Origin of the sequence: Chryseobacterium phosphatilyticum (assembly GCF_002899825.2) — a bacterium.
In the GTDB taxonomy this organism is placed as follows: Bacteria; Bacteroidota; Bacteroidia; order Flavobacteriales; family Weeksellaceae; genus Chryseobacterium; species Chryseobacterium phosphatilyticum.
Genome location: NZ_PPED02000002.1, coordinates 477,568 through 503,530 on the forward strand (window position 1 = coordinate 477,568; position 25,963 = coordinate 503,530).

At 35.5% G+C, this 25,963-nt stretch carries 22 protein-coding genes; 11 read left to right on the top strand and 11 right to left on the bottom strand.

The window, feature by feature from the left end:
• Positions 1–280 precede the first annotated feature (280 nt).
• Positions 281–835 (top strand): thioredoxin family protein, encoded by a 555-nt coding sequence (locus C1631_RS09235; protein ID WP_103248160.1) that lies wholly within the window; start codon positions 281–283, stop codon positions 833–835.
• A gap of 117 nt (positions 836–952) precedes the next feature.
• Here the strand turns inward: C1631_RS09235 and C1631_RS09240 are convergent, their stop codons facing one another.
• Together C1631_RS09240 and C1631_RS09245 are read right to left on the bottom strand one after the other, a co-directional pair.
• Positions 953–1,243 (bottom strand): DUF3892 domain-containing protein, encoded by a 291-nt coding sequence (locus tag C1631_RS09240; RefSeq protein ID WP_103248161.1) that lies wholly within the window; start codon positions 1,241–1,243, stop codon positions 953–955.
• 104 nt (positions 1,244–1,347) lie between these two features.
• A complete protein-coding gene (locus C1631_RS09245) occupies positions 1,348–2,253 on the bottom strand; it encodes an AraC family transcriptional regulator (protein WP_109711811.1) in 906 nt (301 codons plus the stop codon).
• Positions 2,254–2,376: 123 nt separating this feature from the next.
• Here C1631_RS09245 and C1631_RS09250 point away from each other — a divergent pair, with 123 nt between their 5' ends.
• Genes C1631_RS09250 through C1631_RS09260 form a run of 3 tightly spaced genes read left to right on the top strand, consistent with a single transcriptional unit; the run spans position 2,377 to position 7,536 of the window.
• Entirely contained in the window at positions 2,377–3,606 is a 1,230-nt protein-coding gene (locus C1631_RS09250; RefSeq protein ID WP_109711813.1) for an MFS transporter, read from the top strand.
• 1 nt (position 3,607) lies between these two features.
• Positions 3,608–5,089 carry a trehalase family glycosidase gene (locus C1631_RS09255; protein ID WP_109711815.1) on the top strand — a complete coding sequence of 494 codons (1,482 nt, stop codon included), beginning with the start codon at positions 3,608–3,610 and terminating at the stop codon, positions 5,087–5,089.
• A 23-nt stretch (positions 5,090–5,112) separates the two neighbouring features.
• Entirely contained in the window at positions 5,113–7,536 is a 2,424-nt protein-coding gene (locus C1631_RS09260) for a TonB-dependent receptor (RefSeq protein ID WP_109711817.1), read from the top strand.
• A gap of 210 nt (positions 7,537–7,746) precedes the next feature.
• On the opposite strand, the gene C1631_RS09265 is transcribed toward C1631_RS09260, so the two are convergent.
• Positions 7,747–8,385 carry an MBL fold metallo-hydrolase gene (locus C1631_RS09265; RefSeq protein WP_103247667.1) on the bottom strand — a complete coding sequence of 213 codons (639 nt, stop codon included), beginning with the start codon at positions 8,383–8,385 and terminating at the stop codon, positions 7,747–7,749.
• 70 nt (positions 8,386–8,455) lie between these two features.
• Between C1631_RS09265 and C1631_RS09270 the strand changes: the two genes are divergently transcribed.
• On the top strand, positions 8,456–9,673 hold the full coding sequence (locus tag C1631_RS09270) for a type IX secretion system plug protein (protein ID WP_103247668.1): 1,218 nt from the start codon (positions 8,456–8,458) through the stop codon (positions 9,671–9,673).
• 390 nt (positions 9,674–10,063) lie between these two features.
• Positions 10,064–12,025 (top strand): M4 family metallopeptidase, encoded by a 1,962-nt coding sequence (locus C1631_RS09275; RefSeq protein WP_103247669.1) that lies wholly within the window; start codon positions 10,064–10,066, stop codon positions 12,023–12,025.
• Positions 12,026–12,098: 73 nt separating this feature from the next.
• Here C1631_RS09275 and hemH read toward each other — a convergent pair whose 3' ends face one another.
• Genes hemH through C1631_RS09290 form a run of 3 tightly spaced genes read right to left on the bottom strand, consistent with a single transcriptional unit; the run spans position 12,099 to position 14,562 of the window.
• Positions 12,099–13,133, bottom strand: a complete 1,035-nt coding sequence (gene hemH / locus C1631_RS09280; RefSeq protein WP_103247670.1) for a ferrochelatase — start codon at positions 13,131–13,133, stop codon at positions 12,099–12,101.
• Between the two features lie 14 nt (positions 13,134–13,147).
• Entirely contained in the window at positions 13,148–13,675 is a 528-nt protein-coding gene (locus C1631_RS09285) for an NADPH-dependent FMN reductase (RefSeq protein ID WP_103247671.1), read from the bottom strand.
• Positions 13,676–13,683: 8 nt separating this feature from the next.
• Positions 13,684–14,562, bottom strand: a complete 879-nt coding sequence (locus C1631_RS09290) for a NifU family protein (RefSeq protein ID WP_103247672.1) — start codon at positions 14,560–14,562, stop codon at positions 13,684–13,686.
• A gap of 167 nt (positions 14,563–14,729) precedes the next feature.
• Here C1631_RS09290 and C1631_RS09295 point away from each other — a divergent pair, with 167 nt between their 5' ends.
• Positions 14,730–15,266 (top strand): gamma carbonic anhydrase family protein, encoded by a 537-nt coding sequence (locus tag C1631_RS09295; RefSeq protein ID WP_103247673.1) that lies wholly within the window; start codon positions 14,730–14,732, stop codon positions 15,264–15,266.
• Between the two features lie 178 nt (positions 15,267–15,444).
• Here the strand turns inward: C1631_RS09295 and C1631_RS09300 are convergent, their stop codons facing one another.
• Complete coding sequence (locus tag C1631_RS09300) at positions 15,445–15,897, bottom strand: hypothetical protein (RefSeq protein WP_103247674.1); 453 nt, start codon at positions 15,895–15,897, stop codon at positions 15,445–15,447.
• 82 nt (positions 15,898–15,979) lie between these two features.
• On the opposite strand from C1631_RS09300, the gene C1631_RS09305 reads away from it, so the two are divergent.
• Positions 15,980–18,106 (top strand): helix-turn-helix domain-containing protein, encoded by a 2,127-nt coding sequence (locus C1631_RS09305; protein ID WP_109711819.1) that lies wholly within the window; start codon positions 15,980–15,982, stop codon positions 18,104–18,106.
• A 55-nt stretch (positions 18,107–18,161) separates the two neighbouring features.
• Here the strand turns inward: C1631_RS09305 and C1631_RS09310 are convergent, their stop codons facing one another.
• Positions 18,162–19,007, bottom strand: a complete 846-nt coding sequence (locus tag C1631_RS09310) for a M12 family metallopeptidase (protein ID WP_109711821.1) — start codon at positions 19,005–19,007, stop codon at positions 18,162–18,164.
• A 398-nt stretch (positions 19,008–19,405) separates the two neighbouring features.
• Here C1631_RS09310 and C1631_RS09315 point away from each other — a divergent pair, with 398 nt between their 5' ends.
• The 3 genes from C1631_RS09315 (at position 19,406) to C1631_RS09325 (ending at position 22,282) form a co-directional block, all read left to right on the top strand.
• Positions 19,406–20,410, top strand: a complete 1,005-nt coding sequence (locus C1631_RS09315; protein WP_109711823.1) for an LLM class flavin-dependent oxidoreductase — start codon at positions 19,406–19,408, stop codon at positions 20,408–20,410.
• 68 nt (positions 20,411–20,478) lie between these two features.
• Positions 20,479–21,600, top strand: a complete 1,122-nt coding sequence (gene ribB, locus C1631_RS09320; RefSeq protein ID WP_109711825.1) for a 3,4-dihydroxy-2-butanone-4-phosphate synthase — start codon at positions 20,479–20,481, stop codon at positions 21,598–21,600.
• Between the two features lie 100 nt (positions 21,601–21,700).
• Complete coding sequence (locus C1631_RS09325) at positions 21,701–22,282, top strand: Crp/Fnr family transcriptional regulator (protein WP_103249453.1); 582 nt, start codon at positions 21,701–21,703, stop codon at positions 22,280–22,282.
• Positions 22,283–22,355: 73 nt separating this feature from the next.
• Here the strand turns inward: C1631_RS09325 and fmt are convergent, their stop codons facing one another.
• The 3 genes from fmt to C1631_RS09340 all read right to left on the bottom strand — a co-directional run.
• Positions 22,356–23,306 (bottom strand): methionyl-tRNA formyltransferase, encoded by a 951-nt coding sequence (gene fmt, locus C1631_RS09330; RefSeq protein ID WP_109711827.1) that lies wholly within the window; start codon positions 23,304–23,306, stop codon positions 22,356–22,358.
• A 127-nt stretch (positions 23,307–23,433) separates the two neighbouring features.
• On the bottom strand, positions 23,434–25,356 hold the full coding sequence (locus C1631_RS09335) for a RecQ family ATP-dependent DNA helicase (RefSeq protein WP_109711829.1): 1,923 nt from the start codon (positions 25,354–25,356) through the stop codon (positions 23,434–23,436).
• 77 nt (positions 25,357–25,433) lie between these two features.
• Positions 25,434–25,963 (bottom strand): OmpA family protein (locus C1631_RS09340; RefSeq protein ID WP_133248963.1); only part of this gene is annotated, 530 nt, incomplete at its 5' end.

Sequence of the window (25,963 nt, forward strand, 5' to 3'; positions counted from 1 at the left end):
TAGCAAAACTACAAACTTTTTAAGATATCTTCCAAACCTTATTTTGATTTAATCTTAAAAAGGAGTGTACAGAAAAGGACGTGGAAGTAAAAAAATGAGAGTGGAAAGTATTTTAAGTGTATATTATTGAGGTTATTGTAAAAATTAATAGGGTAAATAGGCTGAGTCAATGAGTACAAATAAAAAATGCAAATGTTTTATAGTTTCATTTCCTGTATCGATCTTCATTGCCCATATAATCAAAGAAATTTTTATCTTTGTGAACTAAAGAAAAAAGGATATGAATACTCCCTCAAATATGTTGGCATTAGGAACGAAAGCTCCGTTTTTTGAGCTTCCTAACCCGTCAAAAACGAATGAACTTCAGTCTTTAGAGGAACTGAAAGGAGAAAAAGGAACATTGGTGATCTTTATGTGCAACCATTGTCCGTTTGTTCTTCATGTAATTGACAAGATCAATGAATTATATGAAGACTATAATGAGCGTGGAATTGAATTCATTGCTATCAATGCTAATGATATTGAAAAATATCCGGCAGATGCACCTGAAAAAATGATTGAATTCCAGATTGAAAGAAACTTCGATTTTCCTTATTTATTTGATGAAAGCCAGGCAATAGCAAAAGCATATGAAGCTGCATGTACTCCTGATTTTTATTTCTTTGATGATAAGTTGGATCTTGTATACAGAGGTCAGATGGATGATTCAAGACCGGGAAATAATAAAGATGTGACCGGAGAAGATTTGATTATTGCTTTTGAAAATCTTTTGGCAGGAGAGCCCCAAGAGGAAATTCAAAGACCAAGCATGGGATGTAATATTAAATGGAAATAATATTGAATTGAAAATGGGGAATTGAAAGTTGAAAAAGCTTTTTATATTCTTACATTTTTTAATGAATATAATATAAAGCTGTTCTTTTCTGGGAACAGCTTTTTTAATATTAATCTTTTAACTGCACTCAGGAAGTGATAGTAAATTGTTTTTCGTTGAATTATCAGCTTCAGTTTTCAAATATTGAGTACCATTATTAGTCTCAGCAGTAATAACTCTAGCTCTGTTTCCGTAGATGTCGGCAACATAAGCTTCCCCTTTTTCATTTTTAATCCAATTGTAAATTTCTACTCTCTTGTTTCTTCCTGTTTTTCCGTTATCATCAATCCATCCTAAATGAGTAATCGCTAAGTCTGGATTTTCATGATAGCCATTGTTTTTGTTGATACATGTAATTCTAATCGCCATAATTTGTAGTTTTAAATTGTTAATAAATTATTTTTTCGAAAATAATCTATGTCAATTTTATATCCTTACGGGTTTCCATAAAATCCCTTATATAGATGGATTCATTAAAAGCTGGCTTTACTCTTAACTTCATTCTCAACTTTCAAATCAACATTAACTTTATTGTGAGAATAATTCTTTATAAACTCTGACGGTGTTTTTCCTGTATATTTTTTAAACATTCTATTAAAATACGTCACATTATTAAAACCACATTGGTAGCTGCATTCTGAAATAGACCTATCCTGTGCCATCAGCAGACATGCTTTGTTAATTCTATAACGGTTCACAAATTCAGTAAAAGTAATCTGGGTTGCTTTTTTAAAAAAATTACAGAAAGCCGGTAGTGTAAGGTTGGCCAGTCTGGCTACTTCATCAATATTAATTTCCTTATCGTAATGATGTTCTACGTAGGTAAAGATGTTTTCAAGGCGGGTCTTGTTTTTGGAAATAATAGTGTAGGGCATGATTTCTTTATTCAAAAGATCAAAGTCTTCACATTTTGATAGTTCAAATAGAATTTCGAGCAGCAGAAGATATCTTTTGTAACCTTCAGATTCAAGAATAAGTTTGAGTTTTGGTAAAAGTGCTTTTTTTACTTTATGATGAAAATGAATGCCATATTTTGAAAGCTCCAAAAGGTTTTTAATAGATCTGGCTTCTGTTTCCTGTTGAGGAAATTGTAGGATTTCCTCTTTAAACTGAAGAACAATTTCTTCATGAGGATCAATAGAATTTAATCCAAATCCCGAATGAGGAATATTGGATCCGATTAATACGAGATCACCATTTGTATAATTGCTTTTATGATAACCAACATGTCGTGTTCCGCTCCCGGAAATAACACACACCAGTTCAATTTCAGGATGATAATGGTATTCCCATTTGAACTCTGAAATAGGGGAATTATTGTGAATAGTCCGGAACGAGCTTTTGTCGTTGGGAATTACTCTTTCAAAAGTAACTTTCATTTAATTAATCATATTTATCCACTAAAAATACTAATTATATTAATATAGTTCAAATATTGATTTACTGTGTTAAATTATCGTTAACGCAAATGCTTCTATCTTAGCCGACAAGAAATGATCTGGATGAAAAATTTCAACATAAAAGCTGTATTATTTTTAAATTATTTTGTTTTCGCAATTCTTCTGAATTCTGTGGGCACAGTTATTTTGCAGGTACAGCAAAATTTCGGAATTTCAAAATCTTCTGCCAGTGTGCTGGAAGGATTCAAGGATCTTCCGATTGCCATATGTTCGTTTATTCTGGCTTCATTTTTACCAAAAATAGGGATTAAAAAATCTATGTTGATTGCATTACTTTTGGTTAGTTGCATGTGTTTTGTGATGCCTTTTGCGAATGCCTTTTGGTTTTTTAAACTACTATTTGCTATTGTGGGCGTTTCTTTTGCCCTGATTAAAATATCTGTTTTTACTTCGATAGGGCTGGTAACAGAAACGGATAAAGAGCATTCAAGTTTCATGGGATACCTGGAAGGTTTTTTTATGATTGGAGTGTTGGCCGGGAATGTATTGTTCAGTTTATATATCGACGATCATAATCCGAAATCGACCCAATGGCTGAATGTGTATTGGGTACTAGGGATACTTTCAGCCTTGTCATTTTTATTCTTATTCTTTTCAAAGCTTAATGAAAAAGAGGCTAAAAATGAGAAAACAGATTTACTGGGGGATCTAAAAAATAGTGCAAGCTTATTCAGTTATAAAAAAGTATTGTGTTTTTTATTATGTGCCTTTCTTTTTGTTTTGGTAGAGCAGAGTTTTCAGACATGGACTCCTACTTTTTATAAAGAGATTTTAAAAGTACCAACTTCGATGAGTATTCAGGCTGGAGCAGTTTTAGCTGGGGCCTTTGCATTGGGAAGATTCCTGTCCGGATTCTTTTCCAAGAAATTCAGCTGGATTTACGTTGTCTCTTTCTGTGTGATTGGTTTTGCGATCAGCTTGTTGCTGGTACTTCCTTTAACTCACAATATTCATATTGATATCCATACAAACTGGCTCAATGCTCCTCTTGTAGTGTATTTATTTCCGTTAATGGGAGGTTTACTGGCACCTATCTATCCGAGTATTAATTCTGTGATTTTAGCTTCAATACCCAAATATTTACACAGTGCCATGTCCGGGTTGATTGTCGTTTTTTCGGCAATCGGAGGGACAATCGGTTCCATCATCACCGGTTTCGTATTTCAGGAATTCAGTGGACAGCAGGCTTTTTATCTTTCCTTAATTCCGCTTTCATTGTTGATCACATCAGCCATTTTTATGAATAAATTAAAAATAAATCCAAACAAATAAAATGAATAGTCAGCTTTATATCAACGAAATTCAGGTTCTTTTTGATGATGTTCAGAGAGCAAAAATCTTTGAAGATCAAAAAATGATGACGGATGCAGTTCCATTGTTTCCGGTGGCAGAAATCAATGCGGAATATGAAAAAGAAAAAAGTGCAGAAGGTTTTGATTTGAAAGCTTTTGTGATGGCTCATTTTGATTTTTTAGGAGCGGGAGTTTCTGTTCAGAAAGAAGAGAATCTTCCGATCACAGAACATATTGAAAAGCTTTGGGATGAATTGACGCGCACTGCTTATGAAGAGAAGGGGACGCTTCTGAAATTACCAAAACCTTATATTGTTCCCGGAGGACGTTTTAATGAATTCTTTTATTGGGACAGCTACTTTATCATGTTAGGATTGCAGGTTTCGGGAAGAGTTGAGATGATGGAAAATATTGTGGAAAACTGTTCTTATCTGATTCAACACGTTGGATTTGTCCCCAATGCAAGTAGAACACACTTTTTAAGCAGATCGCAGCCTCCTTATTTTTCGTTGATGCTGGATCTTCTTTTTGAAACAACAAAAGATGAAAGCATTTATATAAAATATTATGACACGTTAGAAAGGGAATATGCTTTCTGGATGAACGGAGAAGAGGAACTTGAAAAAGGTTCCGAAATGAAAAGGGTAGTCAGAACATCAGAGGGTGATATTCTGAACCGGTATTATGATGCAGAAAACGAACCCCGTCCTGAAAGTTATTTAATAGACATTGAAGACAGTGAAAACGCTTTGGGAGAAGAGTTTTACAGAAATATAAGAAGTGCCTGTGAATCCGGTTGGGATTTTTCCAGCAGATGGTTTGCAGACGGAGAACATATACAGACGATTGAAACACTGAATCTTGCAGAAGTTGATCTGAACTGCCTTTTATGGCATTTAGAAAAGACTTTGGCAACATCTTCGGCACTTCAGAGTCTGAGTAATAAGGAAAATTATTTTACTGAAAGAGCAGCAGGACGCAGACAGATGATCAACAAATACTTCTGGGATGAAAAGACGAAGAGTTACAAAGATTATCATATTAAAAAAAACACAAAAACACCGTCTGAACATATTGCTGCTCTTTACCCTTTATTCTTGGGGTTGGCAGATGAAGAGCAGGCTAAAGCGGTAGCACAGCATACGGAGGATAAATTTTTATATCTGGGAGGGCTGGTTACCACAACAAAAAAAACTGGCCAGCAATGGGATTTACCTAATGCCTGGGCTCCTTATCAGTGGCTTGGCTTTAAGGCAATGAAAGATTACGGGTTTAATGATCTGGCGGAAAAAATAAAGAATAACTGGTGTTCTAATGTAGAAAGAGTATACAAAAACACCGGAAAACTTATGGAAAAATACAATGCATTAGATACAGAAACAATAGCAGGCGGAGGGGAATACCCCAATCAGGACGGATTCGGTTGGACCAATGGAGTGTATTTACAATTACAACAAAACTGAAACTAACAATAAAAAATAAGGCTATGAAAAAAATATCAATCTTTTTAGTCACCGCTACAGCAACATTGTATTTCAATAATGCCTATGCTCAGGAGACTCCGCAGGACTCTGCCAAAGTTTCTTCTATTGATCAGATTGTCATTACAGGAAACTCAAATCCTAAGAAAAAAATAGAATCCAGTACCGCGATTTCTACCTTTACCGCAAAAGAAATTCAAAAGCAAAATCCTATCAGTGCTGCTGCTTTGTTACAGAGAGTACCTGGTTTTGCGGTTGAAACGTCTGGAGGTGAAGTAGGAAATAACCTTTTTGCAAGAGGAATTCCTTCAGCAGGAGCCTATGAGTTTGTACAGGTACAGGAAGACGGGCTTCCGGTTTTTGAAGATGGAGCTCTTCAGTTTGCCAATGCAGATAATTTTTTCCGGGTAGATAATACTGTAAGCCGATTAGAGGCTTTAAGAGGAGGATCCGGTTCTATTTATGCTACCAATTCTCCGGGAGGTCTGATTAATTTTATTACCAAAGAAGGTACGAACGATTTTAAAGGAACGGCAAAAATTGAAACCAGTACCTATGGATTGATGCGTACAGACCTTAATCTTGGAGGAGCTTTGGTTAAAGATAAATTGTTTTTCAATGTAGGTGGTTTCTACCGATCTGATGACGGAATCAGAAAAACTGGCTTTAAAGCAAATAACGGCGGACAGATCAGGATGAACCTGAAATACGTCTTCGATAAAGGCTATGTGAAAGTGTATTACAAAAAATTAGATGACAGAAATACATTTTTCCTGCCTATTCCTTTAGTTCAAAATGGAAATAAGCTAAAAGGCTTTGATGGTTTTGATCCTAATTACGGAACTTACAGCTATAGAGCAATCAGTCAGTTGAATATTCCACAGGCAGGAGGCGGTTTTTTCAGCAGAAATCTTGAAGATGGAATTCATCCGAAAGTAGATGTATTGGGAGCTGAATTTAAATATGACCTTGGGAATAATTTCAGTGTTCTCAATAAAACGCGATATACCAATATCAATATGAATTACACGGGAATTTTTCCTGCAGGAGGCCCAAAAACAGCGTCCGAATTTGCAAAGGATATGGGAATGACTAATTATCAATACTCGTTGGTGAGTAACGGAGCAGTTGTAAATCCTGCTTATGTTCAGAAATTAGGATTCTGGGCTATTGATAAAAAGATGGATAATTTTGTTAATGATTTACAGTTCAATTACAAATTTGATAAAGGGAATGTGACAGCCGGTTTCTATAAATCCAACTGGAAATCTCAGCAATACTGGAACTGGAGCAATATCCTGACAACAGCTACAGACCGACCTGAGTTATTGAATCTGGTAGATCCTTCTCTTAGTCCGTCGGCAGTTGGATATTCTAAAACCTATAATGGCGTTACAGATATGACTTTCCTGCAGAGAAATACGCAGACTCAGGGGAGTTTAAATGATCTGTATGTAAATCTGGATTACAATGTTACTGATGCATTGAGCTTAAATGGAGGAATTCGTTATAGCCATGATTATTATAAAGGAAGCTTTGCCAATACGACGACTGCCAATTTGGATAATTCGGGATTAACCACGGATGGTACTCATAGCTTTGCAACTACGACTGCCGATGATAACATGAGCGTTCTTGGAAATAAATTTACCTATTGGAACTATGAGATCGATAAAGTATCTTTTACATTAGCTGCCAATTATAAGATTAACAGAGAAAACGCAGTCTACGCAAGATTCTCCAATGGATTCAGATCACCAAATGAAGAAGCGTATTATAATTATTTTTCGAATCCAAACCCTGATAAACCTTTAAAATCGGTATCGACAAATCAGCTGGAGGTGGGGTATAAATATTACTCCCGTACTTTTGATGTGGCAGTGATTCCGTTTTATTCCTCATTGAAAAACCTTTCATTTACTGATGTTTTCTCTGATGGAAGATCAGAAAATATATTTGCCAATACGAGAAATTTTGGGGTAGAAATAGAAGGGTATGCCCGCTTATTGAATAATGTACTTGAGGTAGCTTTTAACGGAACCTTTCAGAATCCTAAATACAAAAACCTTGAAGCAGGAAGTTTACTGGAAGGAAATACCGTAAGGAGAATGCCTAAAATATATTTCAATATAGCCCCTGCTGTGAATATTACAAAATCGTGGCGAGCTTATGTAAGCATGAATTATTATGGAAAACGTTTCCAGGATGAACTGAATGTTCAAACACTGCCTTCTTTTACAGAATTTGGTGCAGGAATGTCATATCAATTAGGAAAGATTCGTTTTGCAGTGGATGGAACCAATATCTTTAATACGATCGGTATTACTGAAGGAGACCCTAGAGCCGGGTCACCAACAGGAGATGGTATCATCATGGCAAGACCTATTATGGGAGCTGCAGCAAGAGCTTCCATTACATTGGATTTCTAAACTCTATTTCTTTATAACACGAAACCGTCAGAATTATTTTTCTGACGGTTTTATTTTTATTGTCTCTCGCAAATCAAGAGGATAGCGCAGATTTATGTACTTTTTTTAGTAGCGGCACTAAAAGAAATCTGTATCATTGATAGCAAATTATTTTAGAATCAAAAAGTAACTTATACTTTATACTCTCAGATCTTCAACCTCTCAAATTGTTTATTTTAAAAACGGATTATACTGCTTTTCAAAACCGATGGTCGTAGGATTTCCGTGGCCAGAGAACACCTGAGTATCATCATCCAAAATGAAAAGTTTTGTTTTAATACCATCAATCAGTTGTTCATAGTTTCCTTTATATAGATCTGTTCGACCAATACTTCCTTCAAAAAGAACATCACCGGAGATCATGAACTTTTGTTGATTATTATGGTATACCACACTTCCGGGAGAATGTCCCGGAACATGATGTATTTTAAATTTCTCCCCATCCAGTTCCAGTTCATCTCCTTCTTTTACATATTCGATATCTACTTTTACAGGATCAACCTTGATTCCGAACCTTACTCCACTAGCTTGTAGCATGTCTAATACTTCCTGATCTTCCTGATGCATATTTACGGGAACTTTGAAAGTATCAAATGCCCATTGAAGACCAAATACATGATCAATATGAGCATGGGTAAGCAGAATTTTCTGAATGTTTAACTCATTCTCTTTAATAAAGTTATCTATCGCCTGGGTTTCCTGAGTATTCATATTTCCCGGATCTATCAGCCAGGCATTTTTGTTTTCGTTGTAAAGGATATATGTATTTTCGCTCGCAAAATTGAATACGAAGCCTTGAATCTGAAGCATATCTGAATTTTTTTATTTCAAAAATACGATATTATTAAGAAAATGGCGATTTTTCGTTATCTTCGTCATAATGAAAACTTTGCGCATACTTTTACTTTCTTTAGGAAGCCTGGTATATGGACAAAATATCCAGAGTGTCCAGCTGTTTAACCCACAAACCAACGATGAAACTCCTGTCATAAAGTTCGGTGAACAGTTGGTTCTGAGTTTTGATGATCTCACCAATGGCAGCCAGATCTATCGGTATACCATTAAACATTATGACCGAAACTGGAATGATGATAATCTGTTTTTTACAGAGTTTGCCACCGGCAGTATGAATGACCTTATTGATCAGTTTCAGTATTCATTCAATACATTACAAGCTTATACACATTACACACTGACTTTCCCTAATAAAATTCAACCAAAAATTTCAGGAAATTTTGAATTGATTGTATATAAAGATTCGGTAGATCAGCCACTTTTCAAAAGAAGATTTTATGTGGTAGAGAATGGGGCATCATTAGCTTTGAATGTTTCAAGAATTGCTGATGCAAAGAATCCTAATGTAAATCAAAGAATAGAGGTGAAAGCCGTTCCGGCTGGAGGAGATCTTTCTTCAAATGTGAACTCTATGAGTTTAAACGTCATGCAGAATAATAACCCGAATATGGTTATTCCGAATTTAAAGCCGAGCAGCGTTTTAGGAAATCAATTGCTTTTCCAGCAAATGAATCTGGTTTTTCCCGGAGATAATGAATTTTATTACTTCGACAATAAAAACATGAATATGTCGGCAGATATGGTTCGCGCTACTGAAATAAAAGATGATGTCAACCAAACGTATCTATATCCGGTATGGGCATTTCCGTTAAATTATCAATATCAACCTGACGTTAACGGAGCATGGTATTACAGAAGAAATGATTTGGGAAGAGAAAGAGATGCAGGAAGAGAAGCTGATTATTCATGGGTGCATTTTTACCTTGAATCTGATCCTGTAGATAAGGAAATTTATGTATTAGGTGGGTTTAATAACTTTAAACCAGGTAAAGAAAATCAGATGCAGTATGATGCAGCCAGCAAACAATATGTAGCCAGAATGTTTTTGAAGCAAGGTTTCTATAACTATGTGCTGGTGACCAAAGAAGCGAATGGACCACTGAATTTTGGTGAAGTAAACGGAAATTTCTGGCAGACGGAAAATTTGTATCAGGGATTCCTGTATTATGCTCCATTTGGTAGAAATTATGATGGTCTGATGGGATACGGAGAATTCAGAACTCCTGTAAGTAGTAAGCGATAAGAAAATTTTACATATTATTGCCTGTTTATATTGATTAAATTTAGGTAAATTTTAAAATATAAAAAAGCTGTCTCAGTAGAGATGGCTTTTATTTTTTCGTTCAAACTCCTATGAACATTGATTTCTTTTGCTCTTTTTAAAAATTTATGAAGTGAAAATATTATTTATAACATATCTATGAAAAATAATTCATAAAAATCAATATTATGTGAATTATTTTAATCTAAAAGATTGTTGGTAGAAAAAAAATCATTGATAAATTTTCTTTTTTTAAAATCATTATTGTGATTTGTTTAGTGATTTATAATATCAATTGAATTATTTTCAATAAAATATCAATTATATGTTAAAAGTTTATAAATTCGTTTTTCACATTTAACAAATATTATTATGAGAACAAAGTTTATTCTAGTAGCAAGCGTTGCTGCCTGCTCTTTTGTTTTTGGACAAACCACCCCGTCAAAAGTAGTTCCCGGAAAAAATGGCTTACATGCAGAGTTTATGAGATTTGATAAAAGCGGTCCTGCTTTTCAGGGAAGTCCGGTTTTATTTGATGAAGCTTCTCAAAGATTGACATCAGGAGAATCACGTAGATTGGGATTGGAAAAAGATGCACTTGGATTTGAAACCCACAGATTTCAACAAACTGTTGATGGTATTCCTGTAGAATATGGAATGATGGCTGTTCAGACTAAAAACGGAAAAATTGTAGGTGAATCAGGGAAGTGGGTTCTTAAATTGCCGGCTAAAGGCATGGAGAAAAAAGCCAATATCTCCGAGAGTATCGCTTTGCAAAATGCACTGTCATTTGTAGGAGCGGATTCATACAAGTGGCAGAATAAAGAAGAGGAGGACTTTATCAAAAAAGAATCCAATGATGCTAATGCAAGTTTCGCTCCCAAAGGGGAATTGGTGTATTATTCAGATCCTACAGATGAAAAGCTGAATGATTTAACTTTAGCCTATAAATTTGATATTTACTCAGAAAAACCATTAAGCAGACAATATGTTTTTGTAGATGCAAAAAATGGAAAAATTTTGGGAACAGATGCTATTATCCATGAAGTGAATACCCCGGGAACAGCAACTACAGGATATAGCGGAAGCCGTAGTATTGTAGCGGATTCTTATAACGGAAGCTACAGATTAAGAGAGACCGGTAGAAATGCGGGTACAGCTGTAGAAACCTATAATCTTAAAAAAGGTACTAATTATTCTGCAGCAGTAGATTTTACAGATACAGATAATGTATGGAATAATGTAAATACCAACAAAGATCAATATGCTACAGATGCACATTGGGGAGCAGAAATGACTGTAGATTATTTATATACAAAATTTGGAAGAAAAAGTATCGACAATAATAATTTTGCAATAAAATCATATGTTCATTACTCTACCAATTATTTTAATGCATTTTGGGATGGCTCCAGAATGACCTATGGTGACGGAAGTTCTACAACTAACGGAGGAAAACCATTAACAGCTATTGATGTTTGTGGACATGAAATTACCCACGGAATGACTTCCAAAACAGCAAACCTTGTGTATCAAAGAGAGCCGGGAGCATTAAATGAAGGGTTTTCTGATATCTTCGGGAATTCAATAGAACGTTGGGCAAGACCAACACAGGCAAGCTGGACATTAGGAGAAGATTTCAATTATGTCATCAGAGATATGTCTAACCCTAATGCTTATCGCCAGCCGGATACTTATAAAGGTACATACTGGAAAGATGCTACTACTACAGGATGTGCCGTGCCGGGACAGACAACCAATGATTATTGTGGAGTTCATACCAATTCGGGAGTTCTTAACTTCTGGTACTATTTATTAGTAACAGGAGGTTCTGGTACAAATGATAACGGTTTTGCTTATAATGTTTCCGGAATCGGACTGGATAAAGCAGGTGCTATTGCTTACAGAACATTGACTACTTACCTGACTTCATCATCCAACTATGCCAATACAAGAACTTATTCTCTTCAGGCAGCAGCAGATCTATACGGAGCTGGAAGCAATGAAGTGACACAGGTTACCAATGCATGGAATGCTGTTGGTGTTGGTGGCGGTACTTCTTCCGCAGGGCTCATTGCTTCGGCATCGAATGCTTCCCCTTATACAATCAGTCCGAATCCTGCCACAGATAGATTTGAAGTGATATTTGAAGGAAAAGCTGGAAAAGGAACCGTAGAATTGGTTAGCTTAACAGGAAAAAGAGAGATTTCTGAAAAAGCTGATCTTAAGGATGGAACCAACAAAATCAATATACAATTACCATCTAATCTTCTTCCGGGAGTGTATGTTGTAACGGTGAATGGTCAGAAAGCCGGAAACTTAATTAAAAAATAATCTGTACATATATCTTTCAAAAAAGGCCGTTGAAATTTTCAGCGGCCTTTTGTTTATATCGGAGTGAATGACTTTAAACCAAATAGAAGTCGTTCAGTTTTTCTTCGCAAAGTGTTTTTACTACTTCAATCCATCGGTCTTCATCATTCAGGCATGGAATATAATGGAAACTTTCCCCACCGCCATGCATGAATTGCTCTTTTCCTTCCACAGAAATCTCTTCCAATGTTTCAAGACAATCCGATACAAAAGCAGGACAAACAATGGCAAGGTTTTTCACTCCTTTTGCAGGAATGGTTTCCAGTGTTTCATCCGTATAAGGTTCAATCCATTTATCATTTCCTAATCTTGATTGGAAAGAAACGATGGTTTTTTCTTTCGGAAGTCCCATTTTAGCTATAACGGCTTCTGTTGTTTTATAGCATTGATGTCTATAGCAGAAGGCATTGTGTGTATCTGACTGACTGTTGATACAGTTGGCATCATCAATTTTGCAGGTTTTTGAAGGATCTGTTTTATAAATATGTCTTTCAGGAACACCATGATAAGAAAACTGAAGTGCATCAAAGTTTTCAGGTAATTTTTCCTGGATACTTTCTGCCAGGCAATTAATATAAATATCTCTGTTGTAGAAAGGTTGAATATAATTGATTTTTATCTTTGGAAATTTCTTTTTTCTTACTTCTTCCGCCTTTTCAATAACTGTTTCCGTCGTACTCATTGCGTACTGTGGATATAGTGGGAAAAGAACGATTTCAGAAATACCTTGATCTACCAGTTTTTGAATCCCGGTTTCAATGCTTGGCTCTGCATATCTCATCCCGATTTCTACCGGAACATCTACCAGTTTCTGAAGTTTCTTCTGGATCTTTTCAGTAATAACAACCAGAGGAGATCCTTCATCTGTCCAAACTGTTTTATAGGCTTCAGCAGATTTTGCAGGTCTTGTTTTTAAGATAATTCCACGAACGAGAAGAGCTCTGAAGATCCAACGGTAGTCGATCACTCTTTCATCCATTAAAAATTCGTCAAGATATTCCTTTACATCATTTACAGCCGTAGATCTTGGAGATCCAAGATTAACCAGTAAAATTCCTTTTTTATTCAATATTTCTAGTTTTATTATGAAACAGACTTTTCAAAATCTGTTATCAATTCTGATATTTTAGCAAAGGTATTGCTTTCAACTGAGCCATTGGACTCAAATTTACCTTTTATCCCCTTTATTAAAAGCTGATGTTTATCATCCGTTCTCGCTCCCAGTGTAGTTAAAAGTAATGATAATTCTTCGTGACCCTTTTCTCCACTGGCAGAACCTGTAATAAATGCTACAGGTTTGCCGGAAAAGACGTTGGTGGAGACACACCATTCCAGTAAGTTTTTTAATCTGCTCGGAATGCTGAAAATATATTCCGGAGTAGAAAATAGTACCCCTGCCGAACGATCGATATATTCTCTGATCTTCACCACTTCTTCCGGAACATCAACATCAGTGAGGGATGTATCAAAATGAGGAAGAATAGAAAGATCACTATACATCTGAAAATCAGTATTGGTATTTTCTACCAATACCTGTTCGATAAGTTTTTGATTACTGGAGTTTTTTGTCGCACTCCCAATAATGACCAAAATTTTCTTACGGGCAGGCATAAATCCTCTTATCCGTTTACAGCTTCTACTTTTTCTACTAAATCGGGAACGAATTGTTTTAAAATATTTTCAATTCCGTTTTTCAAAGTAGCAGTAGAACTTGGGCATCCTGAGCAAGCTCCCTGTAAAAGCATTTTTGCTGTTTTATTAGCCTGGTCATATTCCATCAATGAAATTTTACCTCCATCATTTTCTACAGCCGGTGCTACATATTCGTTAAGGATATCTGAAATCTTCTGCTCATCTTCCGTATAATCTCTGTTGATAATTTTTTCAACAGGATTTTCATGTTTCTGAGGTTCAATTTTTGATATCTCACCTCCATTTTGCAGATATTCAGCAATAAGAGCACGTACAGCCATCATTACCTGATGCCATTCTACAGAATTATCTCTGGTAACCGCTACAAAATTATCAGAAATGAAAACTTCTGTTGCAAAGTCGAAATCTTTTAAAATAGCCTTAGCTAAAGGAACTTCTTCAGCAGCTTCTTTCGATTTTACTTCTACAAACCCTTCCATCAGCAATTGGTTTGAAACGAATTTCATTACATTTGGATTAGGGGTCATTTCCGCATAAATCTGATACATTTCTTTTTTCTTCTGAAGATAAATTCTTGGATTGGCCAATAATTCGTCCTCAACTACATTTTTCAGGCTTTCCACTACATGTTCCCACTCTACAGTATCCTGTTTAGCAACAGCAACAAAATTAGCCGTAATGAAAATTCTTTCTACAAACGGATAATTGAAAAGTTCCTGAGCTAAAGGAATTTCTGAAATATCTGAATTTCTGTCCAACTCTAAAGACCCCGGAATCAGATTGTAATCTGCTACAAATTTCATCACTTTTGGGTTTTCGGTTGGTTCTATAAGTACGGTACGCATTTTTTCGTTAAATTTGAGATACAAAAATACGCATTAGAAGTTAGAAGCTGAAAACTGAGAGTTAGATTTTTGCTATCACTATAATTTAGAAGTTAGATACTAAAGATTATTCCCTGGTGAAAACAGGATTTTCAGTTCGGCTAATTTTAAATTTTCAAATCAAAACTATGGCACTTATAAAAGAACTTTTGGGGAAAATACCACAGATCGGAGAGAATACCTTTTTAGCCGAAACGGCTACTATCATTGGAGATGTTACAATGGGAAGAGATTGTAGTGTTTGGTATAATGCAGTGATCAGAGGAGATGTACATTATATTAAAATGGGAGATAAGGTAAATGTTCAGGATAATGCAATGTTGCACTGTACTTATCAGAAACATCCTTTAAATATTGGAAATAATGTTTCAATCGGACACAATGCAATAGTTCATGGTTGTACCATTAAAGATAATGTATTGATTGGAATGGGAGCTATTGTTATGGATGATTGTCTGGTAGAAGAAAATTCAATCGTAGGAGCAGGTTCAGTAGTTACTCAGGGAACTCATATCAAATCCGGAGAAGTATGGGGAGGTGTACCGGCAAGAAAAATTAAAGATATCAACGCTCAATTATTAGAAGGAGAGGTCAACAGGATTGCGGATAACTATGTGAAATATTCATCCTGGTACAAAGAGAATGTGAAAGATTACGAGTTGTAATACATTTTGAGAGTGGAAGAAATGGATAGAATAGGTTAATGTAGAAGAGTCTGAGACAATATTTTATTTTCTATGTAAAATATATCACTGATATTTTAACATCTTTACCTGTATATAAAAAAAGCTTCATCCAGGGACGAAGCTTTTTTCGATTTGATATTGAACCTTTGCTTTATTGTTAATTATTATCCGGTGTAATAAGTCGTATCTTTCCGTTGACACACTTAAGGGATGTAGGAGCGGGAACTACCGTACAGTCGGACATGATATTATATTTTTCATTAAAAATCCTTACTTTATCCGTATATTCATTGATTCTTGGAAGGATCGATGTTTCTGATTTTTTTGGATACGCAATATACTGTTGCGGCCCACCACAGGACTTTATTCCCATTGGAGAAAATGTCCAGTCAACAGCATTCGTACATGTTTCTCCTGAAACTTCAGACTCGATAGAGGCTTTAAGTTTATCTAATTGAGCCTGATCATATTTTTGACTGTCTTCGTTGGCAGGCCGATCTGCAATGTCAATGGGCTTATTGGTGTTAATATTCTTTGATGTATTGCAGGAAACTAAAGTAAATGTAGCACATAATGCTATTAAGGGGATGTAAATATGAATTTTTTTCACAATAATTTTTTTTCTTTTAAAGAATTTTCAAAACTTATGCCAAGGTAAGAAATTCAAATTCATTTCCGTATTTTTGACGACGATGAACAATCATTTTTTTGACTTAATAGAATATACCAACAGGAGTGTTTTTCTGACCGGAAAAGCGGGAACAGGAAAAACAACATTTCTGAACGACTTCGTAAGGAGGACGAAGAAAAAGCATATTGTAATAGCTCCTACCGGGATTGCTGCGATCAATGCAGGAGGAGTGACCATTCACTCTATGTTCGGATTACCATTGAGAACTTTTCTACCCACAACAGAAAGGATAGATACCAGTTTGGCAAATAATATTGCCGATCTGATGCCCCATTTCAAATATCGTAAAGATAAACTCAAACTTTTAAGAGAGGTGGAGATCATTATTATAGATGAGGTCTCCATGTTGAGGGCAGATGTTCTGGACATGATGGATTTTTCCCTGCGATTTATCAGAAGGAATAATCAGCGGTTTGGTGGGGTGCAAATGTTGTTTATAGGAGATTTATTTCAGCTTCCACCGGTGGTAAGGGATGAGCATATTTTGAAAATGTATTATAATTCACCGTTCTTTTTTGACAGTCATGCGATCAAAGAGATTCCTTTGGTTACAATTGAGTTGACGAAAGTGTACAGGCAGTCTGATCAGGAATTTCTTAAAATTCTGAATGCTATCAGAGATGGCGATGTGGAAAGCATTGATTTTGATCATCTGAATGAAAGATATGATCCTGATTTTGATATGGGCAAAGAATCCTATGTTTATCTGTGTTCTCATAATAAAATGGCAGATGAGATCAATCAGGAAAAATTAACTGAGATCAAAGTTGATGCAAAAACATATGAAGCAAAACTTGTAGGAGATTTCAAAGAAAACCAGTTTCCCAACGATCAGTTTCTGGAGTTGAAAATTGGTGCTCAGATTATGTTTATCAGAAATGATATTTCGGGAGAGAAAAAATATTTCAATGGCAAGTTAGGGGAAATTATTGGTCTCGATGAAGATGAGATCCGGGTTGTACTGGAAGGAAGTGAACAGGAAATAACGGTGAAAAAAGAAACCTGGGAGCAGAAAAAATATTTTCTTGATACCGATAAAAACATCAAGGAGGAAGTGTTAGGAAGCTTTGAGCAGTTTCCAATCAAACTAGCCTGGGCGGTTACGATCCATAAAAGCCAGGGATTGACATTTGACAAAGTAATTATTGATGCCGGGAAAAGTTTTACCGCAGGACAGGTGTACGTAGCATTATCACGTTGCCGTACCTTAGAAGGTATTGTTTTAAAATCAAAGATTACTCCTGAAGTTATATTTAAAGATAACAGAATTCTTCACTTCCATACTGATACAGTGGTGAATGATCAGGTAGAATCTATCCTGAACCAGGAGAAATATGATTACAGCATCAGAAAAGTTCTTAGAACCATTGATTGTTTATGGTTTTTGAAAGAAGTAGAAGATTGGAATAAACTTTCGATTGCCACTAAGAATATTGATCATGTTAAAACCAACCAGCTTTATTTACAGTTGAAACATGAAGCTGTTAATCTGGGGAAAATATTTGGAAAACTGGAACGCATCATTTTCCAGAAGGTTAATAACTTTATTGATCAGAAAGAAGAATGGTCTGAAATTGAAAATAAAACGAAAGGAGCTGTTAATTTTTTCTTTACAGAAATCAGAGATAAAATTTTCAATCCTTTAAAAGAGTTCTATGCTGAAATAAAGGGTGCAAAAGGATTAAAACAATACAACGAAGAATTCAAAGATTGGTTGGAAGATGTGGAGGAGTATCTGAATAGTCTGAAAGAGGTTCACCTTCTTGAAACTAAACTTTTAGATGAAAAGAATGATAAGGAGATCAACCTTAAAATTGCCAAAGTTCCTTCTCAGGTATTAACTTTCCAGTTGTTTGAACAAGGGAAGACTATTGGAGAAATAGCTTTGGAACGTGGATTAGTGAAAGAAACGGTGATTGGACATCTTGCCAAATTTGCAGAACAAGGATTATTGGATATTTCAAGAGTGATCACTTCAGATAAAATCAAAACTTTTGAAAAAGAGTTTTATAAAAAAGCTCATGAAACGCTTACAGAGTGGAAGAATGTATTACCTAATGATTTTGAATTTAACGAGATCAGGATTCTTTTGAATCATTACAACTATAAAAAAGAAAAGAATTCGTAACGAATTCTTTTCTTTTTTGGTGAAGATTGTAAATTAACAGCTTGTTTAAAATTATTTAAGGATACATTGTATTAATAGTAGTAATATCCCCCGCCGTGAAACCTGTTCTGTTGTAGGTAAAGTTGGTGTTGTTGGCTCTCTTAATAGTTGGCTGGCCATTTTTTGAATAAGAAGTTGGCCAATACATCATCACTGAATTAATATTGAAAGGCCCTATGTCTGTCCCGGAATTATAAATGTTGAAATTGTAAGCCTGTCCATCCTGAATATTATTCCATAAAATGGTCACATATTGATCTCTGTCTTTACGGGTGTGTTCATGATAAAGTCCTACAGTATGCCCCATCTCGTGAATAACTGACCCTACAGAAATATACTGATCCAGAGAAACTGTTTGTTTTCCACCACGATAGCCAATGTGAGCCCATCCGTCTGATCCGGATGAACTTCCGAAAATGAATTCTACATAATTGGGCTGATTGGTCCGAGGAATCCATTGGGTATTGGTTTTATTATTATACTCATTAACCGCAGTAGTGATTTTGTTGGCATTAATAGAGCCCATATTGCTGGCAACAGTATAATAAATTTTACCTCCGGGCCATCGTGAAAAGCTTGCTCCTCCCTTTTGTTGTGGTTGATCCTTTAGTTGTTCATCAGTAAGAACGATATCACCCTGGAAAAAATTCTTTCCGTCTTTTTTGATATAGGTAATAGATTGTCCGTTGAGTTGTCCTTGCTGAATGTTCTCTTGATTTACAGCGCTGGCCTGAGCATCTGCTGTAATTTCTTCATTATTTTTGCTGCAGGATGTAAGAGCAGCAGCCATAATAAAACTTAGTAAGACTGTTCTTTGGACTCTGCCTTTCTGGTAGAATAAGTCATTGATTGTTCTGTTCATATTAATATTTTTTTAAGTGGTGTGAAAATTTAATCAAGTTTCATTTTCAATTACTAATATAGTAATTTATTTCTCTTATTAATGAATTATTTGTGGAGAAATATGAATTATGAGAAGATATTGAAAATGTAAAGCATGATGGGTATTTTCTCTCTTGCTCACATTCACTCATTAATATCCCTGTTATTGAGATCGAAAAAACCATATGCTTTTCTTCATCAACTGATTCTATTTTTCAATAGTTTTTTCCTGAACTTATCAATCAATCCTATCAATTACAAAAAGTAACTAATGCAATTTATATGTTTTAAATTTGTTTGTGTTTTAATAAACTACAATTTAGAATTATGAAATCAAAGGAGATTTCCTCTCTCCTTTAGAAAAATGAATATCTTGATATGAAAAATTTTAAAATTTCTGTTTTAGATCTTGCACCGGTAAAGCAAGACAAAAGCATTCATGATACCTTTCAGGACAGTTTATCTTTAGCAAATCATGCTGAGAACTTAAACTATACAAGATTCTGGCTGGCCGAACACCATAATATGGAAAGTATTGCCAGCTCGGCAACCTCAGTTTTAATCGGCTTTATTGCGAATGGAACCAAAACGATAAGAGTAGGTTCAGGAGGTATTATGCTTCCTAACCACAGTTCCTTGATTATTGCTGAACAATTCGGTACGCTGGAGTCTCTGTTTCCGGGAAGAATTGATCTCGGCGTTGGCAGAGCTCCGGGAACGGATGGACTTACAGCTCAGGCTTTAGGAAGAAATCCGGCCATTATCAATGAGCAGTTTCCCAGACAGATTCTTGAGCTGCAAAGATACTTTTCTAAAGAGAATTCGGATGCGATGGTACGTGCCATTCCCGGAGAAGGACTGAATATTCCGTTGTATATTTTAGGTTCCAGTACAGATAGTGCGTGGCTAGCTGCACAATTAGGTTTACCGTATGCTTTTGCTGGACATTTTGCTCCCGAGCAAATGGAAATGGCTTTTAAGATTTACAGAGAACATTTTGAACCTTCAAAATATCTGGAACAACCTTACATTATTGCCTGTGTTAACGGTGTAGCTGCTGAAACTTCAGAAGAGGCACATAGGATTTCCACTACATTATTTCAAGCCTTTATCAATATTGTAAGAAATGATAGAAAACCCTTTGCTCCACCGGTAGATGAGATGGATGAAATATGGTCACCAATGGAAAAGTCTATGGTTCTGCAGAAGCTGAGATATACTTTTATCGGAGATCAGTCAGAAATTCAGGGAAAACTTAAAGAGTTTCAGGAAAGATTCAATGTGGATGAGGTAATGATCAATTCCCATATTTATGATCATCAGAAAAGATTAAGATCTTATGAAATTATAAGAGAAGCTGTCAACTCTTTATCCAAAGCGTAATAAACCATCCATAATTAATTGGCAGATGCTTATTTTTATGAGTATCTTTGCACAAATAAAAAGTAAAAATGTCTGATATTAAATTAAATACTATTCCGGAGGCTATTGAAGACCTTAGAAATGGTAAAATAATCATAGTAGTAGATGATGAAGACAGAGAAAACGAAGGAGATTTTCTTTGTGCTGCTGAACTGACAACACCGGAAATTATCAACTTTATGGCACTTTACGGAAGAGGGCTTATTTGTATGCCACTTCCTGAAAAAAGATGTGATGAACTTGGATTGGAAGTAATGGTAAGCAGAAGTAGTGATCCTAAAGAGACAGCTTTTACTGTGTCTGTTGACCTTTTGGGGAACGGAACTTCCACAGGGATTTCTGCTGGAGACAGAGCGAAAACTATTTTAGCTTTGATGGATGAAAAATCCAAGCCTACAGATTTCATGAGACCAGGACATATTTTCCCGCTTCGTGCAAGAAAAGGAGGAGTGTTGAAAAGAGCAGGACACACAGAAGCTGCTATTGATCTTACTCACCTTGCCGGTCTGAAAGAGGGGGGAGTGATCTGTGAGATCATGAATGAAGATGGTACCATGTCTCGTTTACCCGAACTTCACACGCTTGCTAAAAAGCACGATTTGAAAATTGTTTCTATTGAAGATTTAATTCATTATCAGCTTAAGAAAGGAAATCTTGTTGAGAGGATTGAAGAGAAAAAAGTAAAAACGCATTACGGCGAGTTTGATTTTTATGCCTTCAGAGAGACTTCTAATGATCAGATTCACTTTGTGCTGACAAAAGGAGCTTGGACAGTAGATGAACCGGTTTTGGTAAGAGTACAGTCTTCAGATTCTTATTTTGATGTATTAACGAGATTAAACAACGGTGAAAAACCTTTATTGGAAAAAGTTACCAATATGGTAAATGAAGAAGGGAAAGGAGCGATCATCTTCATTAATAACGTTTCCAATTCTGAAAATACTTTGAGAAAGCTTCAGCAATTCCTGAATTATCAGGATGGACAAGAGCAGCACCCAACCTTAGCATACAACTATAGAGATTATGGTATTGGAACGCAGATTTTAAAGAATCTGGGAATTAATAAATTTAAAGTAATCACTCAAAATCCAAATATCAAGCCTCAGGTTGGAGGGTACGATGTAGAAGTAACGGAGATGGTACAATTATAAGATATTAATGATCAACGGAGAAGCAATATTGCAGAAGATTATTAACGATAAAAAAGCAAAAGGTTTAGGATTTTTCTAAACCTTTTTTTATTTTTAAGTTATGACTGAGTCTTTGAAAAAACATATCCGGCAGTACATTAATATTTCAGATGAAAAGCTGGACAAATATTGCAGTGAATTTACCTTACGACAAGTAAAGAAGAAAGAATTTCTATTAAGAGAAGGAAGTATCTGTAATTATGAGGGATTTGTAATGAATGGCTGCTTCAAAGTTTTTCATACTGATCGTAATGCTGATGAACAAATATTATATTTTGGTATTGAAAATTGGTGGATTTCGGATATTGACAGTTTTATTAACAATATTCCTTCAAAGCTCAATATCCAGGCTCTTGAAGATAGTGAGATTCTCATCATCTCAAAGACTGATAAAGAGAAGCTTTATTTAGAAATGCCCGAAATTGAGAGGTTGATGAGACTCAAATTTCAGATGTCTATCATTGCATTGCAACGCAGGATTATTGATAATTTAAGCAAATCCTCAGAAGAACGCTACCTTGAATTTTTACAGAAATACCCCAATACAGCACATCGTTTGACCAATATTCAAATTGCAGCCTATCTAGGAGTAACACCTGAGTCTCTCAGCAGGGTTCGTAGAAAAATTGTAAGTAAAGATTAATGTGCTCAACTAAAAAGTCACGAAATTGTTAAGAACAATTTCGTGACTTTTTAGTTGAGATTGAATGTATGATTTAATCCTTTAATGTGATTCCATCAAAATTACGAAATCCATTCAGGAAGTCTTTTACAGTCATTCTTTTTTTTCCTTCGAGCTGTAACTCCTGCGGAAAATAAACTCCGTCTTCAGTATAGATTTTAAATTCGTTTTTAGAAATACTCAATGTCCCGGTTGGTTTCCCGTGATTTATAATTTCAAACACTCCTCCGAATATTTTAAGTCCCTTTTCCTCTTCACCTATTTTTAAAGTAGTGAAAGCAGCAGGATAAGGAGACATTCCAAGAATAAACTGATGGATTGTTTTTGAAGAAGCTTTCCAGTTGATCCGGGTATCCTCTTTAAAGATTTTATAAGCGTTTTTTGGATGTTCAACTTGTGGTTGAGGTCTCTCTTCAATTGCATTTTCAGCGAGTCCGTTTAATGTTTTAACAACCAATTTTGCTCCCATTTCCATGAGTCTGTCATGAAGGCTTCCTGCATTTTCATCATGTAAAATCGTCAATTCTTCCTGTAAAAGAATATTTCCTTCATCGATTTTTTCATTAATAAAGAATGTCGTTGCTCCTGTTTTTTCCTCACCATTGATCACTGCGTAGTTAATCGGTGCAGCTCCTCTGTAATCAGGCAGTAAAGAGGCATGAAGATTGAAAGTTCCCATGTTTGGCATTTCAAAAAGAACCTTAGGCATCATTCTGAAAGCGACGACAACAAACACATCAGCATCCAGATTTTTAAGTTCTTCCAAAAACTCAGGATTTCTTAATTTTTCGGGTTGAAAAACAGGAATATTGTTTTCTGCTGCGTATACTTTTACCGGTGATTGATTGATCTTTTGTCCACGTCCACTTGCTTTATCGGCAACTGTTACAACGCCAACAACATGATGATGAGATTGATGAATAGCTTCCAAAGATGTTTTGGCAAACTCAGGAGTTCCTAAAAAAACGACTTTCAATGATTTCATAGTACAAAGATAGGCTTTTCATCAATAGTTGAAAATGGAAAACTAAAGGTGAAAAATAGATTTTCAGAAGATAAAAGGCATATTGATAACAAAGTATGATGCCGGATATTTATCGTGAAATATAAACTTATCTTAGTGTAGATTGTTCATAATTAATCGCATATGTTCTGAAGTTCAGCATTTTTACTTTTCCTGAATCCAATAAAAAGATGAGGTTTTCCAGAATATTTTCCTTGGAATGATAACTTAACTGAATGGAAAGTTCTTCAATAGTTGACGCTTTTTTTGTCAATAAATTAATGATCTGTTGAGAAATATTTTTTCCGAAAATAGATTGTTTGTTTTTTTCACAGACTGAACAATGGCCACAGTTTTTTGAGTTTTTCTCACCAAAATAGGCAAGGATGAGCTTCATTTTACAGTAGTCATTATTTTCTACATAAAATTTCATTTCCTCCCACTTTTGGATCTTATTCTTCTGGATGTGTTCAAAGAGCTTCCAATATGCATTTTGAATAGCTCTTTCATCACGAGGCTTTAAAAATTTGATACTAGACAATGCTCCGTCTATGTATTCAAGATAATTTTTCTGTTGAAGTTCTTTCAGGCGTTCTTTGATCAGAGGAATGCCTACTCCGATTTTGTTGCTTACCTGTTGTTCACTAAACATGACCTTATGAGTAGTGATTCCTGACATTGCACGGAGAAGAAGCTCTATGAAATAAGCATCTTTCTGGGGGAGCTGGTCTATCTCATCAGATTTGATGAAAAGCTCAAGGGAAGATAAACTTTTATTGTCGTTGTGATAAATGATTTCCTGGTTATGCAGAAAATTAAGCACATTATTAATTTTTGCTTTCGATAATCGGGTAAAGTTCTGTATTCCGGAAATATTGAGCTGAAATGTTTTCTCAGGCAGCTCAAATTCTGCAACCTGAAAAATAGAGTAGAGGTAACTGATAATTTTTAGAAATTCTGCTTTACCAGGGGTCTGATTTTTCAAAATTTCATCAAAATTCAAAAGTTCCTGCTTGTTCCAAAGCATAAAAGCAAAACTGTCTTTACCATCTCTCCCCGCTCTTCCTATTTCCTGGTAATAATTTTCTAATGATGCAGCAGGAGAGTAGTGGAGAACAAAACGTACATTGTCCTTGTCGATTCCCATTCCAAAAGCATTGGTGGAAATCAGTACATGATTATCGCTTTTATTCCATGTCGTTTGTCGTATGTTTTTTTCTTTCGTTGTTAAGCCGGCATGAAAATAATCCACGTTTTTCAGCTGATTTTTCTTCAAAAATTCGTCCAGTAATTCTGCTTCTTTTCTTGTTCTTACATATACGATTCCCGAGTCATTGTTGTATTTTAGGATATCGAGAACACGTTGGAACTTGTCTGCAACTTCTTCCGTGAAGATTCTGATATTATCTCTTTTGAAGCTTTTCTGAAATACAGCAGGATTTCTCAGTTCCAGTTTATTTTTGATCTCTTCCAAAACCTTTGTAGTGGCCGTAGCAGTCAGAGCCAGACAAGGGATTTCAGGGTTGTTACTTCTGAAGGCCTTAATATTCTGATAGCTGGGACGAAAATCCTGCCCCCATTCTGAAATACAATGGGCTTCATCAACCGCAATGAAAGACATCTCAATTTCTTCAATATTTTGTAAAAACTGAGTATTTGTCAATCGCTCAGGAGATACATATAATAGCTTGGTAAGGCCTTCTTTACAACGATTATAAATAGCTTCAGCATCATATTCATCGAGCTCAGAAGATAAGTATTCTGCCTCTATGCCCCGAAATTTAAGCTGATTCACCTGATCTTTCATCAAGGCCAGCAGGGGGGAAATGACAAGACATGTTCCTTCTTTTAATAAGGCGGGCAATTGATAGCATAAGGATTTTCCGGCACCTGTCGGAAGAAGTACGAGCGTATCTTTTTCATTAATGACGGAATTGATAATTTCTTCCTGAGAATCTCTGAAGCCGTTGTAGCCCCAAAAATACTTAAGAGTGTCATATTTTAATTTTTGAAAATCCTGCGGAGAAATCATGTTGTAAAAATAAGAAAAGTACTAAGACAAAAAAAGTCACGCAACGCGTGACTTTTATATAATAACTAATATGTTGATTATTTAGCTTCGAAGTAAACTCTTCTGTTTGCTCTGTTTTTCCATTCAGGGCATTTAGTTGCCGGCTCACATTCAGGATATTTAAGGTCTTTTTCACCTTTACCTACTGCATTCAGTTTACCAGATTGAACACCGTTTTTAATTAAATAATTCTTAACGTTGTTTGCTCTTCTCTGCGATAGCTTTTGGTTGTAAGCATCAGTACCTCTTGTATCAGTAGCTCCGATTACATTGTATGCACCATTTGAAGAATTGATATAGTTTACAGCGTTATTTAAGATAGGAGTGTTTGATGGTAAAATTCTGTCAGAATTTAAATCAAATTCAATTCCTTCTAATTTAGTTTCTGTTTCTATTACAGGTCCTGTAGTTACCGGACATCCGTTGTTTTCAACAGGGCCAGGAACCGTTACACACTTATCGTAAAGGTCAATAACACCATCTAAGTCAGTGTCAAGAGCAACTCCGGCACCATCTACTCTTGCTCCTGCAGGAGTATCAAGTTGTCTGTCCCAATCGTCACATACCC

Bases quoted from the DNA above. Each gene is read 5' to 3' on its own strand.
- C1631_RS09275 (WP_103247669.1), top strand. From the start codon at position 10,064: ATGAGAACAAAGTTTATTCTAGTAGCAAGCGTTGCTGCCTGCTCTTTT.
- C1631_RS09260 (WP_109711817.1), top strand. From the start codon at position 5,113: ATGAAAAAAATATCAATCTTTTTAGTCACCGCTACAGCAACATTGTAT.
- C1631_RS09245 (WP_109711811.1), bottom strand. From the start codon at position 2,253: ATGAAAGTTACTTTTGAAAGAGTAATTCCCAACGACAAAAGCTCGTTC.
- C1631_RS09285 (WP_103247671.1), bottom strand. From the start codon at position 13,675: ATGCCTGCCCGTAAGAAAATTTTGGTCATTATTGGGAGTGCGACAAAA.
- C1631_RS09265 (WP_103247667.1), bottom strand. From the start codon at position 8,385: ATGCTTCAGATTCAAGGCTTCGTATTCAATTTTGCGAGCGAAAATACA.
- C1631_RS09240 (WP_103248161.1), bottom strand. From the start codon at position 1,243: ATGGCGATTAGAATTACATGTATCAACAAAAACAATGGCTATCATGAA.
- C1631_RS09335 (WP_109711829.1), bottom strand. From the start codon at position 25,356: ATGATTTCTCCGCAGGATTTTCAAAAATTAAAATATGACACTCTTAAG.
- C1631_RS09235 (WP_103248160.1), top strand. From the start codon at position 281: ATGAATACTCCCTCAAATATGTTGGCATTAGGAACGAAAGCTCCGTTT.
- C1631_RS09305 (WP_109711819.1), top strand. From the start codon at position 15,980: ATGAACAATCATTTTTTTGACTTAATAGAATATACCAACAGGAGTGTT.
- C1631_RS09295 (WP_103247673.1), top strand. From the start codon at position 14,730: ATGGCACTTATAAAAGAACTTTTGGGGAAAATACCACAGATCGGAGAG.
- C1631_RS09290 (WP_103247672.1), bottom strand. From the start codon at position 14,562: ATGCGTACCGTACTTATAGAACCAACCGAAAACCCAAAAGTGATGAAA.
- ribB (WP_109711825.1), top strand. From the start codon at position 20,479: ATGTCTGATATTAAATTAAATACTATTCCGGAGGCTATTGAAGACCTT.
- C1631_RS09270 (WP_103247668.1), top strand. From the start codon at position 8,456: ATGAAAACTTTGCGCATACTTTTACTTTCTTTAGGAAGCCTGGTATAT.
- C1631_RS09315 (WP_109711823.1), top strand. From the start codon at position 19,406: ATGAAAAATTTTAAAATTTCTGTTTTAGATCTTGCACCGGTAAAGCAA.
- fmt (WP_109711827.1), bottom strand. From the start codon at position 23,306: ATGAAATCATTGAAAGTCGTTTTTTTAGGAACTCCTGAGTTTGCCAAA.
- C1631_RS09255 (WP_109711815.1), top strand. From the start codon at position 3,608: ATGAATAGTCAGCTTTATATCAACGAAATTCAGGTTCTTTTTGATGAT.
- C1631_RS09325 (WP_103249453.1), top strand. From the start codon at position 21,701: ATGACTGAGTCTTTGAAAAAACATATCCGGCAGTACATTAATATTTCA.
- C1631_RS09310 (WP_109711821.1), bottom strand. From the start codon at position 19,007: ATGAACAGAACAATCAATGACTTATTCTACCAGAAAGGCAGAGTCCAA.
- C1631_RS09250 (WP_109711813.1), top strand. From the start codon at position 2,377: ATGAAAAATTTCAACATAAAAGCTGTATTATTTTTAAATTATTTTGTT.